Raw genomic sequence first — 15,920 nt, forward strand, 5'->3', positions numbered from 1 at the left:
GCTCAAACGGTCACCACTGGTGGAAATGGGCCAGCCTGCCGGACAGCCATCTTGAGGTATGCCCACCCGAATACGTCATCTGACGTACGCCTGCCACCCCACGTCTCCGCAGGTGATCAGATGCGCAGCCGCCCTCCTGCCGGCCTGGTGAGCCAAGCCCCGTTGGAGGTCACGTCGGCGCCCGTCAGCCGGTCGTAGGGGGCCCGGCCGTCGGGATCCAGCGCGGCCAACCCCGCGATCGCCAGCAGGACGAACGGTCCCTCGGCCGCGACCACGACCGCCAGTGGAAACACCAGCGCGCGCAGCGCCGCCGCCCGCCCGCTTCCGGTGAACCGCAGGCCGAACGCGCGCTTTCCCAAGGTCTGGCCCCAGAGGGCGTGCTGCCCCCAGAAATAGAGGAAGACGAACCCGGCGAACGCCAGGGCCTCCGACTCGAACCAGTCGAAGGAGCTCAGCACCCCGTAGCTTCCACGGCCCTGGACCGCGTGGCAGACGGTCGTGACGACCACGTAGTCGACCAGGAAGGCCAGGACCCGGCGCGCCGCCGTCCCGAGTTCCCTCACGGGCGCCGGTGGCGCCGAGGCCAGAAGCAGGGCGGCGGCCCCGATCCAGCAGACCTGGTCCGTCCCCCAGCCGCAGATCACGGCCTCCAGCCACTCGGCCCCGAACACCGGCAGCGGCAGCCCGCACACGTCAGGAGACGAGTACAGGGGCGTGGCCGGATGGATCACCGCCATCAGCGTGAGCGCGCAGGCCACCCGCTGCGCCGCCTGAGGCGTGCGCCACATCGGCAGGGCGCACAGGAGAACCAGGATCGCCGGCACGCCCCACACCATCGCGACGTCGATGAGGGTGCCGAGATCCCCCCGCAACGGATCGACCGGTGACCAGCCGAGGCCGTCGTACGGGCCCACGCAGGAGAAGTACTCCCCCTCCTCCGACCACGTCGCCATCTGGTTCCGCAGATCCCAGGTCGGATAGGCCGCGACCACCGCCGCGCCGACGATGAGATACGACGAGCGAATCGGGCGCATAGGGCTCCTCGGTAAGTGACCGACGAAATATACGGCCTATGGCGATTCGGAGTCCTTCAAGCGGTTCACACCAGAGATCTGGGCGGGACGAGTCCGTGGTCGGCGAGGGCCCTCAGGGATTTCTCCAGGCACTCCTCCGCCGAGAGCGCGTCCACCCGCACCCGCCACTGCTCTCCGCCGTCGCCGCCGCTCGCGTGAAAAGTCCAGGTGCGCTGCGAGTCGACCCGGAGAAGCGCGTCGACGTCACACTCCAGCAGCCAGTCGAGCAGGGCTATCGCATCCATCCCGGCACGGTACAGCAACCCTTGACGATCGCACGGAAACGCGGTCTCTTATGTGAAGCGACATTAACAAGATCTTGACTGGGTGACCGGCCCGTGTTGTCATCGGGATACCCTCCATTACCTGCCAGTATGATAGGAAATGCCCATGCGCGCACTCCGTCGAGCGGCCATCACCACCGCACTCCTCTTAGCCGCGGCCGGAATCCCCCTCGCCCACGGCGGAGCGGCGCAAGCCGCCCTCCCGACGGCGGCCGTCGCGCTCGGCGACAGCTTCATCAGCGGTGAAGGCGCCGGGAACTACCAGCCCGTCGTCGACGCCAACGGCACCGCGCAGGGGTTCCCCGGCTGGTCGGCGCCGAACAACAACGCCTTCTTCTGCCACCGCTCGGCCGACGCCTCCCTGTTCAAGGCCAACCTCCCCGGCATCCAGGACCGGTTCAACCTGGCCTGCTCCGGCGGCCAGCCCGCCGACGTCGCCAACGCCTCCAGCGCCCGCGCCAACGGCCGCACCGTCAAGTCGCAGCTCGACCAGCTCCGGACCGTCGCGCAGACCCACGACATCGACGTCGTCCTCATCGGGCTCGGCTCCAACAACAGCCAGTTCACCTTCGGCGACGTCGCGACCCTGTGCGCGAACCGCTTCATCGCCGACGCCTGGACCGGCTGGTGGGAGTTCTGGGCCTACCTCGGGGGTGACGTGCCGCAGGAGCCCTGTACGGTGTCCGACCTCGCCTCCGACGCGGAGGTCGCCACCGGCACGGCCGAGACGGTCGCCGCCGTCCGCCAGATCCTCGACACCCTCGGCCAGGTCGACGCCGACGGGCAGCACAAGGTCGTGCTCCAGACGTACACGAACCCCCTGCCTCTCGACGTGGCCACGCAGTACCGCGACGAGGACGGCCGCACCGACACCCGCGACAAGTTCCGCGACCTCGGCGCCGAGCGCTACGCGGCCGGCTGCCCGATCCACCGCGCGAGCCTCGCCCCCGGCCACGTCTTCTCCGCGAACCTGGGCAACCTGGTGAAGAACACGTACACGACCCTCGCCGCCGAGCGGCCTGCCGCCGACCTGCGCGTCCTCGACGTGCAGAAGGCCTTCGACGGCGCCCGCCTGTGCGAGAACCCGGGCAGCCCCGGGAACGCCCTCGCCACTCCCGTACGAGTTCAGGACGGCCCCTCCGGCAATCCCATCACGTCGCTGTCCGGCCGTGACAAGATCGCCATCCAGCGCTTCGCCAACACGTGCGTGACCTACTTCCAGACCTGCCAGGAGTCGTGGCACCCCAACGCCGCCGGCCACACCGTCCTCGGCCAGTGCCTGTCCGGCGCGCTGACCGCCGCCACGCGAACAGTCGTGACCTGCGCCCGGAACTCCAACGGGACGCTGACCATCTCCTGACCCCGACAGCCGGAAACGCCCACGCCAGGTCCGCCCGGCGTGGGCGCCGCCGGCGGCGACCCGACGAGGCCATGACGACGTTCTCACCAGGTGAACGGGCCCTGCGTCACGTGACCGCCGTGTCGGCGGGCGAGCCGCTCGACCCCCGGCTCCGGGTGACCCTGAACTTCCACCCGACCCCGCCGGTGCTGCGCGGGCTCGCCGACGACGGCCATTACCGCTCGCAGTTCGTCACCGGCACGAGCAACGGCGGCCTGACCGCCCACCCGGGCGGCGACCGGTGGCGCTGGGAGAGCCGGATCTTCGGCGGGGCCTATGACCACGTCCCGGGGGAGGAACGCCCCGTCTACGGCGCGCTCGACTTCCGGCGGAGATCCGTCGGCGCGGCCCCGCGCTTCGGGTCCGCGCATCTCCGGCTGACCGGGGAGGTCCTCGCCCGGACCACGTTCTGCTATCCGGACAGCCACTTCGAACCGTCGGCCTTCGGCGTCGCCTCTCGCATGGCGCTCATCGAACTGGCCGAGGCGGATGCCCGGGATCTCCTGGACGACTACATCGAGGCCCAGGTGCACGGCCCCGTCCGGCTCGACCGGGATGTGGAGGCGCTGGTCCTGGACCCGAGCCACCGGGGGACGGCCGTGGAGGCCGCCGCGCGCCGGCTGCCCTGCCCGATCGAGTGGCATCCCGGTTTCCGGGTCACCATCGATCGGCTACGCCGTCATCCCGACTACCGTGGCCCGGATTACGTCGACCTGGCCGCCGAGATCGCCGTCGACGGCCGCCTCGATCCCCGCGTCCTCGGAGAGGCGAGCGGTCACGACCCGCAGGCGCTGAAAAAGGTCTGGCACTACCTGGCGCGTTTCGGCCGGCCGGTGCCGTCGAGCTCCTCGACCGTCCACTCCACGACCGACCTCGTGTAGTCGTTGCCGTCGGGTTCGGCGAGATATCTCCGCACCCCCTGCTCCGCCCGCCGGTCACCGCGCCGGGCCAGCCCGTACGCCGCCTCCACGGCGACGATCAGGCACGGGTCGTCGAGCCGGGCCGCCAGGGCCGCGCGGATCTCCTCGCTGTCCGTTTCGAGCCCCGCGAGACCGGTCGTCGCGCACTCCCTGTTCTCGTCGTCCGCCTCCCGGGTCATCCGGATGAGCGCCGCTGTGGCCTCGGGGTCGTCGTCCCGCATGACCGTCGGCAGAGTCCAGGCGGCGGCGCGACGAACGCGGTGGTCGTCATGGCCGGTCAGCGCCAGCACCTCGGGGAGCGCCCGTTCGTCGGCGACATGACCCAGCGCGATCACCGCCGAGGAGAGCACGGTGGGGTCCCCCTCCCGGCGCGCCAGGTCGAGCAGGACGGGCAGGCCCGGCTTGGCGTTCTCCTGGAAGCTCAGCTGCGCCAGGATGTCGGCCCCGAGCTGACGTTCCCTCGGCTCGGTCGCGCCGCACAGCCGGACCGCCACCTCGAACGTCTCGGCGTCACCGCGGACCTGGAGCTCGCGCACGATCTTCCACCGCTCGTCGTCGTCCGGGTCGGAGGGCACGAGTGCCTTCCGGGCCAGAACCCGCGAGGGAAGCTCCCTGTCGGTCATGTCCGCAAGTCTGAGAAGCCGCGTATGACGGTGTAAAGCGATTATCCGGCGTCGCGCGAGTCGGCCAGGATGCGGTCCAGGCACCGTTTGCCCAGGTCGTGCATGGTCGGATTAGTGTGGACGTAATACCAGACACACCCGATCGCCTGGACGAACGCCCACGCCTTCCCCCGCTCCCATTCGAGGTCGTCCACCTTGAGCAGTGACCGGAACACCTCCCGGGGCCCGGTTTCCAGCACGTTCCAGGCGCTCAGCAGGTCCAGCGCGGGATCGGCCGCCCCGAACCCGCCCACGTCGAGGACCCCGGCCAGCCGCTCGCCGGAGACGAGCAGGTTCCCGTGGATGAGATCGCCATGGGTCATCACGTCAGCCGACGCGCGCGGCAGCACCCGGAAGTCCGCCCACAGCTTGCGCAGGCTCGGCACGTCCAGCAGCGTCTCGCTCTGCCGGAAACAGGTCTCGACCCACTCGTCGTGGACGTCGATCTCCCCGCCCCGGCCTCTTCCGGCGAACGTCCGGCCACGGGTGTCGATCGCACGCAGATCGGCGATGAGATCGGCCAAATCGTGGGCGAACCCGACCGACTCGCCCGGGTGAGCCTTGCTGGCCACGACCCCGGGCAGCCACGTCTGCACCGACCACGGAACCGGATATCCCGCCCCGGGCTCCCCGATCGCGACCGGTTCGGGCGTGGGGAACCGGGTTTGCCCGTGCACCTCGCGGGCCGCGTCCGCCTCGGCCTCCAGCCAGAGCCGGGTGGCCTCCACGCCGTGCGGAGGCTGCAACGGGAAGCGCGCCGTGAAGCGGTCGCCGATGCGGAAGATGCCGTTGACCGTCCCGTGCGAGACGACACTGGTGATCTCCAGGTCACGCCACTCGGGGAACTGCTCGTCGACCAACGCGCGCACCGTCCCGGGCGACACCGTCAGCTGGTTCGCATGCATCCACCCGAGGCTTCCCCGCCCCGGTCGGCTCATGCAACGTGTTTTCGGACGGATCCACTACGGTCGCAGCCATGAGAATCCTGGTCGTGGGCGGCAGCGGCTTCCTCGGCGGCGAGATCGTCCGGCAGGCCGCGGCCGGCGGCCACGTCGTGGCGGCGACCTACCTGAGCAACCCGGGACCGCCCGACCTGGCCGGCTGGCGCCCCCTCGACCTCCGCGACCGCACCGCCGTCACGGAGACGATCCGCGAGACCGCGCCTGACGTGGTCGTCAACGCCGCCTACCGCCAGTCCGACTGGCCGACCACCGCCGACGGCGCGGCCCACGTGGCGGCGGCGGCCACCGGCAGACGGCTGGTGCACGTCTCCAGCGACGCCGTCTTCTCCGGCGCGGCGGTCACCTACGCCGAAGAGGCGATCCCCGACCCCGTCTACCCCTACGGCGCGGCGAAGGCGGCGGCCGAGACGGCGGTGCGGGCCGTCGACCCCACCGCGGTGATCGCCAGGACGTCCCTGATCGTCGGCGACGGCGGTTCACCGCACGAACGCCTGGTCCACTCCCTGGCCGGAGGCGCGCCGGGCATCCTGTTCACCGACGCCGTGCGCTGTCCCGTCCATGTGCGCGACCTCGCCGCCGCCCTCCTCGAACTCGCCGACTCCGACAGGTCCGGCATCCACCACGTGGCCGGGGCGGACGCGGTCAGCCGCCACGAGCTGGGCATCCTCATCGCCCGCCGCGACGGCCTCGACGAGACCCGCCTGACCCCCGGCCGCTGCGCCGACGTCGGCTTCACCGGCCCGCGCGACGTGCGGCTGGACTGCGCCCAGACCCAGCGCCACCTCAAGACCCGGCTGCGCGGCGCCCGGGAGTTCGTGGCCTGACCACCTGTTTGTCGCGCGCCATTCAGACCTTCGCGATGAAGGCGTCGAGGCTGGCCAGCAGCTTGTCGGCGTACCGGTCGTCGATGAACATGCCGCCCGCGTGCTGCGCCCCCGGATAGACGAGCAGTTCGCTGTCGCCGGTGGCCGCGTGCAGCTCCTTGGCGAGGGCCGGCGCGCCGCCGCTCGTGTCCTCTTCAGCCACGGCGTAGATCGCCGGGATCGTGAGGGTCTTCACGGTCTCCGCCTGCCCGTCCAGCCCGCCGGACAGGGAGACGACCCCGGCCGCCTGCGCCTCGGGCTTGGCGGCCGTGGCCAGCGCGACCGACCCGCCGAGCGACCCCCCGGCGTAGACGATCTTCTGAGCGCCCTGCTTCCTGAGCTCGGCGGCGACGGCCATCATCTCCTCGGGCCCCCGTTCGAGCATGGTCGGGATGCCCGCCATCCGCGGCGGGAAGCCGTATTCGAACACAGCCACCCGGACCCCGCTCCTGACCAGGTGATCGGCCCACACCAGCCAGTCGCAGTGATAGCCGTCCATCGTGTTGGCGATGACCACGCCCACCGGCCCGTCCCCCGCGACGCCGGCCGCCAGGTTCCCCACCGTCACCGGCGTGAACGCCACCGAAGGCCCGACCTTGCACCCGACCAGTTTCGGAGCGGGCGCGGCCGACGAGACGACGGGGACCGGCTCCTGCGCGGCGGGCACGGCATCCTGCCCACATCCGCAAACCGCGAGTGACAGCACGAGAACCAGGCCCCAGATTCGCATGCGGCCAATATCCGCCGCATCCCCGGGACCGTCAACAAACCATTGTCGCGTACGACCCCCGCGACGGCCCGATGCTCACAGGAGTTTCACCATCCGGGTCACCGCTGGGCGGCGTCCAGCTTGGCCTGGAGCGTCGCGGCGTCGGCGGGTGCTCCCGGCGACTCCCAGAAGTTCTCGTTCCCTCCCGCGTACAGACCGCCATAAGCGGGGGTCCCCGGCTGGAAGCGCCACCCGTCCACGAGCGCTCCGGCGTCGAGGGCGTCGTAGCCGATCCGGTCGAGGAACGCGGTCGCCTCGTTCTTCGCGGCGGCGTCGTCCCCGGCGATGGCCAGTGCGCTGCGGTCGGGCGAACCGGCGGGGCGGGGGAGCGCGGCCAGGTGCACGAAGTAGATGTTGTTGAAGACCTTGACGACCTTGGCGTCCGGAAGGTGCCGCTGCAGCAGCTCGCTGGACGTGGTGGAGTCGTCGTCGAGCTCCGGGAAGGCCCCGTCCCGCTGGGAGTAGTAGTTGTTGGTGTCGAGAACGGTCTTGCCGGCGAGCGGCCGCACCGGCACCTCGCGGTAGGCCCGCAGCGGGACGCTCACGATCACCAGGTCACCGGCCGCGGCTGCCTCGGCGGCGGTCGCCGCCCTGGCCTTCGGACCGAGCTCGTCGACCAGTTCCTTCAGCGTCTCCGGCCCGCGCGAGTTGCTCAGCACCACGTCATACCCGGCCGCGACGGCGAGCCGGGCGACCGTGCCGCCGATGTGCCCGCTGCCGATGAATCCCACAGTTGTCATATCGCCAGCAACCTCCGCCCTGCACCCCGCATTCCACCCCTTTGTCGAGAATGGGTACGTGGAGGACTACCAACGGGCGCTGATCGGCCGCATGGTCGACCATCTCGACCTGCATGCCGCAGGCGATCTGCCGCTGCCCAAACTGGTCGAAGATCTCCGAGGCCTGTTCGAGGCGGCGGACCCGCGCGAGCTCGCGGTCAGGGACTCGTTCAACTGGCTCCACGCCGACCTCGACCAGGAATGCGAGCTGAGAACCGAGCCGTGGGCCCCACCGGGCGCCGCCGACGACGCCCGCTTGGCCGGTGCGCTCAGTGAACTGCGGGCGTGGGCGACTCGGGCCGCCGCGGCCGATCTCTGACGAGAAGGGCGCCCAGCAGACCGGCCACCACCAGAGCAGCGGGCGGTGTGGCGGTGTGAACAGTCGACTGGTGCGTCACCGAGAAGAAGACGCTCCAGATGGCCGGGCGTGTCGACGGCGGGGCCGTGGGCGTGAGACGACTGTGACCAGTCGTGGGCGCGCAGGGCGTCCCGTCCCAGGAGCATGGCGGAATTCTGCCTCCTGATAGGTTCCCGGGCGTGTTCTCGTTGCACGAGCCCCCGCTGTTCACCCGGCTGAATCAGGCGCGCCGGATTCTCGTGGCGGGAGCAGGCGGCGGCTTCGACGTGTTCGCCGGTCTCCCGCTCGCAGTGGCGTTATGGGAGGCGGGTAAGGACGTCCACCTGGCGAATTTGTCGTTCAGCCGACTGCACGGCCTCGACCTCGACGTCTGGCTCGACGAGGATGTGGCCGCGATCGGCCCCGACACGGTCAGCCGTGACTGGTATTTCCCCGAACGCTCCCTCGCCCGCCGCCTGGAAGCCCACGGCCTCCCGTCCACCGTCTACGCCTTCCCCAAGGTCGGGGTCGCCCCGTTACGCGCCGCCTACCGGGTGTTGACCGACCGGCTGGACATCGACGCCGTCGTCCTGGTCGACGGCGGAACCGACATCCTCATGCGTGGCGACGAAGCGGGCCTCGGGACCCCGGAGGAGGACATGGCGAGCCTCGCCGCCGTGAACGGTCTCGACGTGAGCGAGAAGATCGTCGTCTGCCTGGGGTTCGGGGTCGACGCCTACCACGGCGTCAACCACGTCCAGGTGCTGGAGAACCTGGCCGCGCTGGATCGCGACGGCGCGTATCTCGGCGCTTTCTCCATCCCGCGTGCCAGCAGGGCGGCCGAGGTCTATCTCGACGCCGTCGCCCACGCCCAGGCCGAGACCGAGGACCGGCCGAGCATCGTCAACGGCTCGATCGCCGCCGCGCTGACCGGCCGGTTCGGCGACGCCCAGTTCACCACCCGCACCCGTGGCAGCGAACTGTTCGTCAATCCCCTGATGGCCATGTACTTCGCCGTCGACGCCGGGGCGCTCGCCCGCCACTCGCTCTATCTCGACCGGCTCGAAGGCACCGTCCTGATGCGTCAGATCGGCTCGATCATCGAGGGCTTCCGGGCGGAGATCACCCCGCGCCCCCGCAGGACGTTCCCGCACTGACCCCTCTTATCAAATTGTTCAACAATCCCTACATTGAACATATGGCCAAATCCTTGATCGGTGTCTTACTCGCCGCCCTGATCGGGCTCGCGCTGATCACGTACACGACCGGGTTCACCAGCACGGACGCGGGCGTCGTCGCCGTCGTCCGCGACGGCGGGCCGCTCGACGAGAGCGGCATCCGCCAGATCCTCAACCCGGCCACTGGTCCGACCTGGACCGGCTTCATGTCCACCGCGCACACCTATCCGGCCCAGCAGCGCATCTACACGATCACCTCCGACCCCAAACGGGCCACCACCCTGGGTGTGGACGAGGTCGTCGTGCCCAGCGGCGACGGCGTCAACGTGGGGGTCGAGGGCACGTTCTACTTCACCCTCAACCTCGACCACGCCACGCTCAAGGCCTTCGACGACCGCTACGGAACCCGCACCTACATCGGCGACGACGACGACATGCTCTACGCCTGGGACGGCGACGAAGGCTGGAGCGCGTTCTTCAGCCAGGCGGTCCGCCCGGTCATCTACAACACGCTGCGCGTGCAGATCGGCGCCATGCGCTGCGAGGAGCTGGTGCCGACCTGCGCCTTCCTCAACGGCGCCGAGATCCCCGAACCGAGCACCGGCCTGGCGAACCTGGCCAGGGTCCAGACCGGCGTCAACGCCAGCCTGGAACGGGAGATCCAGTCCATGCTGGGCGGCCCCTACCTCACCGGCTTCCGCTTCAACCTGGTCAGGATCACCCTGCCCGGCGAGGTCCAGCAGAGCATCACCAAGGCCCAGGGCGCTCAGGCCGACATCCGCCAGGCCGAGGCCAGAGCCGAACAGGCCAAGATCGACGGCCGCGCGCTCGTCACCGGCGCCGAGGCCGAGGCGGACGCCAACCGCGCCCGCCAGAAGGGCTACGAGGCCTGCCCCGCCTGCGTGGAGATCGACAAGATCAGCGCACTCCCCGACGGCATCACCGTCTACGCCCCCGGCAACCCCCAGGGCGTCGACGCCTCCGGCAAGTAGACGATGATCTGGTGGCGCGACGTGAACGCCCCCTCAAGCGAAGCAGGAACCATGGCAGCGGAATTCCAGTTCGACGACTACATCCTGGTGCAGGACGGCAGAACCCTGGAGATCTTCCACCGGAACCAGTCCGAGAGCACCCGCTATCACGTGGCCTTCCTCGGGGTGGACGTCCAGCCGCACCGCGACGGCTTCAAGGTCCGGCTCGGCGCCCGGCGGGGCGACGACCAGATCGTGGGCGGGGTGAGCCTGAAGATGGACCCGGAGGAGTTCGAGCGGTTCCGCGCGTTCATCGGCCTGGCCATCGCGGCCCGCGACGGCGCCTAGGCATCCCCCGTGAGAGCTACCCGAAGTGTTCGCCCACTGGGGATTCGGGGCCCAGGCCCGCTTTCGTAGCGTTTCCGGCGAGTCGCCGTACTGACGCGGCGCGGGTCCCCGGAGGCTTCCATGAACACGACGCAGCGCACCCGTTCTCCGCTCATCTGGCTCCCGGCCGGGCTGCTCGCCGTCGGCGGCGTCTCGGCGCTCGCGTCGGCCGGTCCGCTGCTCGCCGTCGTGGCGGCGGTGGCGGCGGTGCCCGTCTACTGGGCGGTCATGCGTTTCGTGGCGCGCCGTCCCACGCCGGAACTGGCCGTGCGGGGTGCCGTCCGAGAGGTCCTGTACGGCGGATCGATCGGCCTGGCCTTCGTCCTCCTGTCGGTCCTGGTGATCACGGTCCTCGGTGGCTACTCGTTCACGTGGTCGCGGGGCCTGTCGGCGGTGCTGCCGCTGGCCGCGGTCTCGATCGGCGCGGCGGTCACCGAGGAGCTGCTCTTCCGAGGCTTGGCGCTGCAGGCTCTGGAGGAACGGTGGGGGAGCCGGGTCGCGCTGACGGTCACCGCGCTGCTCTTCGGCCTCCTGCACCTGGCCAACCCGGGCGCCACCCTGTGGAGTTCGCTGGCGATCGCCGTCGAGGCGGGCGTCCTGCTGGGGGCCGCCTTCCTGTGGCGGCGCAACATCTGGTTCGTGATCGGCCTCCACTTCACCTGGAACACCACCGTGGCCCTGCTGGGCATCCCGGTCTCCGGCCACCCGTCCGACGGCGTGCTGACCACGCACGTCTCCGGCGCGGAGTGGCTGACCGGGGGAGGGTTCGGGCTGGAGGCGTCGGTCGTCCCGGTCGTCGTGAGCGCAGTGATCGCGACCGCCATGCTGGCCCGTCGTCGTTAGGCTCGCCGGATGTCCGTCAGAAGGGACGCGTCACTCGCGGCGATCCTCACGGTGCTGGCGTTCGTACCGACCGTGTCGGGCATCGGCGCCGAACTCGGCGACCTGCCCAAGCGCCCGCCCGACGCCCTCGCGGTGGCGCTGATCCCGGCGCTGACCCTCCCCCTGGCGCTGCGCACCCGATGGCCCGCGACCTGCCTGGCCGTCGTCGGCGCCGCCTTCGCGCTGCACCAGACGATGTCCCTCCCGCCGACCTTCGGCACCGTCGGCCTCTATCTCGCGCTGTACGCGGCGGGAGCCCACCAGGAGAGGTTCCGCCGGGCCACCCCGATCGCGCTGACCACGGCCTACGTCGTCCTGGCCGTCGTCCTGCACGCGCTGGGCTCGCCGAGACAGATCCCCGACTACCTCGCGTTCTACCTGTTCACGGCGGTGGCATGGGCGGCCGGAGCCGGGGTGCGCCGGTGGCGGGCCGGCGAGGCCGAGCGGCGGCGGCTGTCGGCCCAGATGGCCGTGGCCGCCGAACGGGCCAGGATCGCCCGCGAACTCCACGATGTGGTCACCCACCACGTGACCGCGATGGTGGTCCAGGCCGACGCCGCGCAGTACCTGCTGGCCGACGCCCCCGACCGGGCCGCCGAGTCGCTCACCGCGATCAGCGGAACCGGCCGCCGCGCCCTGACCGAACTGCGCTCCCTGCTGGGCGTCCTGGAGGCGACCGGCGAGGCGGCCGACCGTACACCCGCCCTGGGCAAGGTGAGCGACCTGGTGGAACAGGCACGGCTGTCCGGCCAGCCCGTCGAGTGGACCGAACACGGCAGCGCACGGGAGCAGAGCGTCGACGTGGAACTGGCCGTCTACCGCGTGGTCCAGGAGTCGCTCACCAACGCGCTCAAACACGCCACGGGCCACCCGACCACGGTCGTGCTCCGGCACGCCCCCACCCACACGGAGATCGAGGTGACCACCGAAGGCCCGGCCGTCACCCCCGTCACCCCGTCAGGCGGGCGGGGCCTGTCCGGGTTGCGTGAGCGGGTGCGCATGCTCAATGGTGAGCTGATCGCCGGAGCCCGGCCCGAAGGCGGCTTCAGCGTCCGCGCGCTGATCCCTTCCCCAGGAGTGACGCATGATCCGGGTGCTCGTCTGTGAGGACCAGGCGCTGGTCCGCGCCGGATATGTCACCATCTTCAACGCCCAGCCGGACATGGAGGTCGTCGGCGAGGCCACCGACGGCCGCGCCGCCGTGGAGGCCGCCCGGCGGCTGAACCCCGATGTGATCGTCATGGACATCCGGATGCCCGTCGTGGACGGCATCCAGGCCACCCGTGACCTGGCCGGCCCCGGCACCCCCACCCCCGCGAAGATCCTGGTGGTCACCACCTTCAACGTGGACGAGTACGTCTACGAGGCCCTCCGCGCGGGAGCCAGCGGCTTCCTGCTGAAAGACGCCCACCCGGCCGAACTGGTCAACGGCGTCCGGACGATCGCCGCCGGCGACTCCCTGCTCGCCCCCGCGGTCACCCGCACCCTCATCGGCCACTACGCCGAACGCCTCCGCCCTCCGGCTGAGAGCGGTGTGCTGGACGCGCTTACCCCTCGTGAGCTTGAAGTGCTGAAGCAGATCGCCGGCGGGCTGTCCAACGCGGAGATCGCGGCCGAACTGTGCATCACGCCGGAGACGGTGAAGACGTACGTGTCCCGCATCCTGACCAAGCTCGACGTGCGCGACCGGGTGCAGGCGGTCGTGCTGGCGTACCGCACCGGCCTGGTCGAGGCCCGGCGATGACCACGGCCGGATCGGGTGCACGCTGGTCGCTGCAGGACATCTACACCAGCGCGGAGAGCATGACGCTGGGCGTGTGCCACGACGTCGAAGGCCTCTTCGTCGACCCCGGTCCCCTGCCTCCACCCGAGATCTTCACCCTGCTCGGCTGCGACCCGGCGGGCCCTCTGCTGGACGCGCACGCGGGGACCTGGCTGCCCACCGTCGCCCTGACACCCGTCCACCGGCCGCGGGAACAACCCCCCGAGTGCCTGTACGAAGGAGGGTGCACGTGCGCGGAGGAGCTCATCGACGTGACTGTGATCGGCGAACGCCCGGCGACCGCATACGAAGGTCTGGTGGACCTCGACCTGCGCGGACACCTCCGCCTGCTGCCGGAATGGGGAATGCCAGAGAAGAAGCCCGAGGGGACGGCTTTCCGCCTGTCCGGCATCGCGGACGAGGACTTCGGCGTCTGCCAGGACACCACTGGGGTCTTCCGCGTGCGCCCGGCCGCCCCCGTCCCGCCGGTGACACTGATCGGCTTCCGCCCCGATTCACTGCCAGTGGCCTTCGAGGGCCGCAAGATCACGGCCTCCCTCTTCGCCCTCCAACGTGACGGCAGCATGAACGAGGGCGCCGGGCACCTGTCGGCCACCGTCGTCTCCGTCCGGCCGTCGAGCCTGGGCGACGATCTGCTGGACGTCGTCCTCGACGGAGGGATGGAGGAGCCGCTGCCGAGCGGCGCCCGCGAGATCTTCCAGCTCTGGTACGACGGAGGCCCCGCCGAGCACAACCTGTGGGCCCGTTACGATCGGCTGCTGCGCCACGAATGGTCCCGCCGGGCACTCCATCATCATGACCATGACAGGCCCGACAGGCCGGCCGGAACGACCTACCACCTCGACGGCCGGTTCGTCACCGACATCGACGCCTTCTACTGCGCCCTGGGAGAGGCGGTCAACGGCCCCGGCGGCTACTTCGGCTGGAACCACGGCGCCCTCATCGACTGCCTCTGTGGCGGCTGGGGCGCCGCGAAGCCGTTCCGGCTGGTCTGGCACCACTCCGAGGTGGCCCGCCGACGACTCGCTCCCGGCTACGACCGATCCCACCGCGACCTGCGGAACTGGGGCCCGAACGTCGTCCTGGACGACCTCCTGCGCCTCTTCTCCGAGTTCGATGTCCAGGTCGAACTCCGCTGACCTTTCCCTCGGCAGGTAGCGGCTGAGAGCAGGTGACGGAGGGGAACCTCAGCACCATTCCTCGACGTAGAGCAGACGCCGCCCGGTTCCGTCCTCGAACTCGTGGCCCATGTACTCGCTCCCGTCCACCGGGTGATCATTGGTGAACGCGTAGTTCCGGCGCACGAGATCCGACAGAGCATCCCGCTCATCGTCCAGGACCCACCGCAGCGCAGAGCCGCCGGACTCGCCCAGCAGCACGGGGACGTCGCGCCGCCGCATCCGACTCCGGACAGCTCTGGGGTCGAGCCTGCGTTTCCGCACCACCCAGACGCCACCGTCGGGATCGGTCAGTTCTGTCCCGGACATGCCACCATTGTGCCGGGCACGTGCGAGGAGGATCAGAGACATTCCTCCGGGACGCTGCCGCGGATCGAACCCGTGGAGCAGTGGCTGCGCGGCGCCCTGAACGACAGTGGCCCCGACGAGCCCGGCCACCCTCGGCTGCCCGGTGCATCTCGTCGAGTCGCTGCCCGTCGGCGCCCGCTGACACCTGTTGGGACGGCCAACCCTCCGGCCGTCAGGGCGCCGCCCGCCGATACCGGTCCGCCAGCGCGCGAACCTCCGCGACGAGTTCGGCCGGCTCGGTGACCTCGAAGTCGGCCCCGAGCATGCCGAGATAACACGCCAGGAGCTGCGGCGTGTCCGACCCGACCTCGGCCACGCACGCGTCATCCCCCAAGGACTCCACTCGAGCTCCGGAAGGCAGCCGCTCACGCACGTACTCGGCCGAAGCGCGGACCGTCACCCGCGCCCGGCACTGCCACGTCGCGGTGGCCAGACCGGTAGCGACATGACCGGCCAGATCACCGCCGGGATGCTCGCGAGGGGTGAACCGCGGCCCGTTCGGCGTCAGCAGCCGCACCCGGTCCACCCGGAACGTGCGCCAGTCGCCCCTGGCGACGTCCCATCCCACCAGGTACCAGCGCCCCCGGCTGTGCGCGAGCCGGTGCGGTTCGACCTCGCGGCGGCCGGCCGAACCGTCATGGGCGACGTAGTCGAACCGGAGCCGCTCGTGATCGCGCGCGGCCGCCGCGATCGCGGTGAGCGTGTCGGCGTCCACCCGAGGGCCCGCCTGTGGAAGCGGAACGAGGTGCGCGCGCAGGCCGTTCACGCGCCGGCGGAGCCGGGACGGCAGCATCTGCTCCAGCTTGGTCAGCGCGCGCAGCGCGGCCTCCTCGATGCCGGTGACCGCGCCCTGTGTGGCGCCCACCCGCAGCCCGACCGCGACGGCGACCGCCTCCTCGTCGTCGAGCAGCAGCGGCGGCAGTTCGGCCCCCGCGCCGAGGCGATAGCCGCCGGTGACGCCCCTGACGCCGTGCACCGGATAGCCGAGGCCGCGCAGCCGTTCCACGTCGTTGCGCACGGTGCGAACGGTGACGTCGAGCCGTTCGGCCAGCTCGGGCCCGCTCCAGTCGCGCGGCGTCTGCAACAGGGCGAGCAGCCGCAGCAGTCGTTGTGCTGTGTCCGACATGATGCAGATTCTGCCCGGA

At 70.7% G+C, this 15,920-nt stretch carries 19 protein-coding genes; 11 read left to right on the top strand and 8 right to left on the bottom strand.

What is annotated here, in order from left to right; genetic code table 11:
* Window positions 1-116 precede the first annotated feature (116 nt).
* Both AW270_RS15830 and AW270_RS15835 read right to left on the bottom strand, forming a co-directional pair.
* Window positions 117-1,034, bottom strand: a complete 918-nt coding sequence (locus AW270_RS15830) for an RDD family protein (protein WP_061295098.1) — start codon at window positions 1,032-1,034, stop codon at window positions 117-119.
* Window positions 1,035-1,099: 65 nt separating this feature from the next.
* Window positions 1,100-1,318 (bottom strand): hypothetical protein, encoded by a 219-nt coding sequence (locus tag AW270_RS15835; protein ID WP_157522054.1) that lies wholly within the window; start codon window positions 1,316-1,318, stop codon window positions 1,100-1,102.
* Window positions 1,319-1,463: 145 nt separating this feature from the next.
* Here AW270_RS15835 and AW270_RS15840 point away from each other — a divergent pair, with 145 nt between their 5' ends.
* Both AW270_RS15840 and AW270_RS15845 read left to right on the top strand, forming a co-directional pair.
* On the top strand, window positions 1,464-2,717 hold the full coding sequence (locus AW270_RS15840) for an SGNH/GDSL hydrolase family protein (protein ID WP_061295100.1): 1,254 nt from the start codon (window positions 1,464-1,466) through the stop codon (window positions 2,715-2,717).
* 71 nt (window positions 2,718-2,788) lie between these two features.
* Window positions 2,789-3,637, top strand: coding sequence for a DUF3626 domain-containing protein (locus tag AW270_RS15845; protein WP_061295101.1), 849 nt, complete (start codon window positions 2,789-2,791; stop codon window positions 3,635-3,637).
* Here AW270_RS15845 and AW270_RS15850 read toward each other — a convergent pair.
* Both AW270_RS15850 and AW270_RS15855 read right to left on the bottom strand, forming a co-directional pair.
* The gene (locus AW270_RS15850) at window positions 3,565-4,299 is read right to left on the bottom strand and encodes a HEAT repeat domain-containing protein (protein ID WP_082801582.1); all 735 of its coding nucleotides are present in this window, start codon (window positions 4,297-4,299) and stop codon (window positions 3,565-3,567) included. The genes AW270_RS15845 and AW270_RS15850 overlap by 73 nt on opposite strands.
* Window positions 4,300-4,340: 41 nt before the next feature.
* Window positions 4,341-5,243, bottom strand: a complete 903-nt coding sequence (locus tag AW270_RS15855; RefSeq protein ID WP_061295103.1) for an aminoglycoside phosphotransferase family protein — start codon at window positions 5,241-5,243, stop codon at window positions 4,341-4,343.
* 71 nt (window positions 5,244-5,314) lie between these two features.
* On the opposite strand from AW270_RS15855, the gene AW270_RS15860 reads away from it, so the two are divergent.
* Window positions 5,315-6,124: a sugar nucleotide-binding protein gene (locus tag AW270_RS15860; protein WP_061295104.1), complete on the top strand. Its 810-nt coding sequence runs from the start codon at window positions 5,315-5,317 to the stop codon at window positions 6,122-6,124.
* Between the two features lie 22 nt (window positions 6,125-6,146).
* Here AW270_RS15860 and AW270_RS15865 read toward each other — a convergent pair whose 3' ends face one another.
* Together AW270_RS15865 and AW270_RS15870 are read right to left on the bottom strand one after the other, a co-directional pair.
* Window positions 6,147-6,893, bottom strand: a complete 747-nt coding sequence (locus AW270_RS15865; RefSeq protein ID WP_082801583.1) for an alpha/beta hydrolase — start codon at window positions 6,891-6,893, stop codon at window positions 6,147-6,149.
* 98 nt (window positions 6,894-6,991) lie between these two features.
* The gene (locus AW270_RS15870; RefSeq protein WP_061295106.1) at window positions 6,992-7,672 is read right to left on the bottom strand and encodes an NADPH-dependent F420 reductase; all 681 of its coding nucleotides are present in this window, start codon (window positions 7,670-7,672) and stop codon (window positions 6,992-6,994) included.
* Between the two features lie 58 nt (window positions 7,673-7,730).
* Between AW270_RS15870 and AW270_RS15875 the strand changes: the two genes are divergently transcribed.
* The 8 genes from AW270_RS15875 (at window position 7,731) to AW270_RS15910 (ending at window position 14,388) form a co-directional block, all read left to right on the top strand.
* The gene (locus tag AW270_RS15875) at window positions 7,731-8,030 is read left to right on the top strand and encodes a hypothetical protein (protein ID WP_061295107.1); all 300 of its coding nucleotides are present in this window, start codon (window positions 7,731-7,733) and stop codon (window positions 8,028-8,030) included.
* 218 nt (window positions 8,031-8,248) lie between these two features.
* Window positions 8,249-9,205: a DUF1152 domain-containing protein gene (locus AW270_RS15880; protein WP_061295108.1), complete on the top strand. Its 957-nt coding sequence runs from the start codon at window positions 8,249-8,251 to the stop codon at window positions 9,203-9,205.
* A gap of 41 nt (window positions 9,206-9,246) precedes the next feature.
* Window positions 9,247-10,218, top strand: coding sequence for an SPFH domain-containing protein (locus AW270_RS15885; protein WP_061295109.1), 972 nt, complete (start codon window positions 9,247-9,249; stop codon window positions 10,216-10,218).
* Window positions 10,219-10,269: 51 nt separating this feature from the next.
* On the top strand, window positions 10,270-10,545 hold the full coding sequence (locus tag AW270_RS15890) for a hypothetical protein (protein ID WP_061295110.1): 276 nt from the start codon (window positions 10,270-10,272) through the stop codon (window positions 10,543-10,545).
* A gap of 120 nt (window positions 10,546-10,665) precedes the next feature.
* Complete coding sequence (locus tag AW270_RS15895) at window positions 10,666-11,427, top strand: CPBP family intramembrane glutamic endopeptidase (protein ID WP_061295111.1); 762 nt, start codon at window positions 10,666-10,668, stop codon at window positions 11,425-11,427.
* Window positions 11,428-11,436: 9 nt separating this feature from the next.
* Window positions 11,437-12,573 (top strand): sensor histidine kinase, encoded by a 1,137-nt coding sequence (locus AW270_RS15900; protein ID WP_061295112.1) that lies wholly within the window; start codon window positions 11,437-11,439, stop codon window positions 12,571-12,573.
* Complete coding sequence (locus AW270_RS15905) at window positions 12,551-13,210, top strand: response regulator (protein WP_061295113.1); 660 nt, start codon at window positions 12,551-12,553, stop codon at window positions 13,208-13,210. The genes AW270_RS15900 and AW270_RS15905 overlap by 23 nt, the downstream gene beginning before the upstream one ends.
* Entirely contained in the window at window positions 13,207-14,388 is a 1,182-nt protein-coding gene (locus tag AW270_RS15910; protein ID WP_061295114.1) for a barstar family protein, read from the top strand. Before AW270_RS15905 ends, AW270_RS15910 begins: the two co-directional genes overlap by 4 nt.
* Before the next feature lie 48 nt (window positions 14,389-14,436).
* Here AW270_RS15910 and AW270_RS15915 read toward each other — a convergent pair whose 3' ends face one another.
* Both AW270_RS15915 and AW270_RS15920 read right to left on the bottom strand, forming a co-directional pair.
* A complete protein-coding gene (locus AW270_RS15915) occupies window positions 14,437-14,736 on the bottom strand; it encodes a hypothetical protein (RefSeq protein WP_157522058.1) in 300 nt (99 codons plus the stop codon).
* A gap of 211 nt (window positions 14,737-14,947) precedes the next feature.
* Window positions 14,948-15,901, bottom strand: coding sequence for a helix-turn-helix transcriptional regulator (locus tag AW270_RS15920; RefSeq protein ID WP_061295116.1), 954 nt, complete (start codon window positions 15,899-15,901; stop codon window positions 14,948-14,950).
* Between the last annotated feature and the right edge of the window lie 19 nt (window positions 15,902-15,920).

Source organism: Herbidospora cretacea (genome assembly GCF_001570605.1).
In the GTDB taxonomy this organism is placed as follows: domain Bacteria; phylum Actinomycetota; class Actinomycetes; order Streptosporangiales; family Streptosporangiaceae; genus Herbidospora; species Herbidospora cretacea.

Coding starts and splice junctions, on each gene's coding strand:
- AW270_RS15915 (WP_157522058.1), bottom strand. CDS start 14,736: ATGTCCGGGACAGAACTGACCGATCCCGACGGTGGCGTCTGGGTGGTG.
- AW270_RS15850 (WP_082801582.1), bottom strand. CDS start 4,299: ATGACCGACAGGGAGCTTCCCTCGCGGGTTCTGGCCCGGAAGGCACTC.
- AW270_RS15890 (WP_061295110.1), top strand. CDS start 10,270: ATGGCAGCGGAATTCCAGTTCGACGACTACATCCTGGTGCAGGACGGC.
- AW270_RS15840 (WP_061295100.1), top strand. CDS start 1,464: ATGCGCGCACTCCGTCGAGCGGCCATCACCACCGCACTCCTCTTAGCC.
- AW270_RS15920 (WP_061295116.1), bottom strand. CDS start 15,901: ATGTCGGACACAGCACAACGACTGCTGCGGCTGCTCGCCCTGTTGCAG.
- AW270_RS15860 (WP_061295104.1), top strand. CDS start 5,315: ATGAGAATCCTGGTCGTGGGCGGCAGCGGCTTCCTCGGCGGCGAGATC.
- AW270_RS15885 (WP_061295109.1), top strand. CDS start 9,247: ATGGCCAAATCCTTGATCGGTGTCTTACTCGCCGCCCTGATCGGGCTC.
- AW270_RS15830 (WP_061295098.1), bottom strand. CDS start 1,034: ATGCGCCCGATTCGCTCGTCGTATCTCATCGTCGGCGCGGCGGTGGTC.
- AW270_RS15865 (WP_082801583.1), bottom strand. CDS start 6,893: ATGCGAATCTGGGGCCTGGTTCTCGTGCTGTCACTCGCGGTTTGCGGA.
- AW270_RS15845 (WP_061295101.1), top strand. CDS start 2,789: ATGACGACGTTCTCACCAGGTGAACGGGCCCTGCGTCACGTGACCGCC.
- AW270_RS15900 (WP_061295112.1), top strand. CDS start 11,437: ATGTCCGTCAGAAGGGACGCGTCACTCGCGGCGATCCTCACGGTGCTG.
- AW270_RS15905 (WP_061295113.1), top strand. CDS start 12,551: ATGATCCGGGTGCTCGTCTGTGAGGACCAGGCGCTGGTCCGCGCCGGA.
- AW270_RS15870 (WP_061295106.1), bottom strand. CDS start 7,672: ATGACAACTGTGGGATTCATCGGCAGCGGGCACATCGGCGGCACGGTC.
- AW270_RS15895 (WP_061295111.1), top strand. CDS start 10,666: ATGAACACGACGCAGCGCACCCGTTCTCCGCTCATCTGGCTCCCGGCC.
- AW270_RS15910 (WP_061295114.1), top strand. CDS start 13,207: ATGACCACGGCCGGATCGGGTGCACGCTGGTCGCTGCAGGACATCTAC.
- AW270_RS15835 (WP_157522054.1), bottom strand. CDS start 1,318: ATGGATGCGATAGCCCTGCTCGACTGGCTGCTGGAGTGTGACGTCGAC.
- AW270_RS15855 (WP_061295103.1), bottom strand. CDS start 5,243: ATGCATGCGAACCAGCTGACGGTGTCGCCCGGGACGGTGCGCGCGTTG.